General features: G+C 72.4%; 1 protein-coding gene. It reads right to left on the bottom strand.

What is annotated here, in order from left to right:
• Positions 1 to 785, bottom strand: a 785-nt coding sequence (locus RJ1_RS45090) for an aromatic amino acid lyase (RefSeq protein WP_170008957.1), incomplete at both ends; no start/stop codon positions are given.

Below are 785 nucleotides of genomic sequence, written 5' to 3'. Positions count from 1 at the left end.
CCTCGGCGGCCGTGACCAGAGCGCCGGAGGAGGCGAGGGCGACCGCGGCCTCGATCTCCGGCGCGAGGTGACGGTCGGTTCCCGGCCCGGCGACGTGCTCGCGGATCGCGTCCCGCACCGCACCCGTCGCGGGCGACGGCGCCAGCGGTGCCCGCAGGTCCAGTGCCCGGGCAGCCGTCAACGCCTCGATCGCCAGGACCCGGGTGAGTCCGTCGATCGCGCGGCGCAGCTTCCGGGCCGCCGACCACCCCATCGACACGTGGTCCTCCTGCATCGCCGACGACGGAATCGAGTCGACGCTCGCGGGCGCCGCGAGCCGTTTGAGTTCGGAGACGATCGCGGCCTGGGTGTACTGCGCGATCATGTGACCGCTGTCGACCCCGGGATCGTCCGCCAGGAACGGCGGCAGCCCGTGATTGCGGGCGACGTCGAGGAAACGGTCGGTGCGGCGTTCGCTCATGCTCGCCACGTCCGCGACCACGATCGCCAGGAAGTCCAGCACGTAGGCGACCGGCGCCCCGTGGAAATTGCCGTTCGACTCCACCCGCCCGTCCAGGGTGACCACCGGGTTGTCGATCGCACTCGCCAACTCCCACGACGCCACCAACTCGGCGTGCGCGAGAGTGTCCCGCGCGGCCCCGGCGACCTGCGGGGCGCACCGCAACGAGTACGCATCCTGCACGACGGTGCAACTCGGATCGGCGTGACTCTGCACGATCTCCGAGTCGGCGAGCAACCGGACCATGTTCGCGGCGGCGCGTGCCTGGCCGGGGTGCGGGCGCAGC

It is taken from the genome of Rhodococcus jostii NBRC 16295, from assembly GCF_001894825.1.
Classification (GTDB): Bacteria; Actinomycetota; Actinomycetes; order Mycobacteriales; family Mycobacteriaceae; genus Rhodococcus_F; species Rhodococcus_F jostii.
The sequence above is the reverse complement of the archived record's forward strand: the minus strand, read 5'-3'. Positions and strand labels throughout refer to the sequence as shown.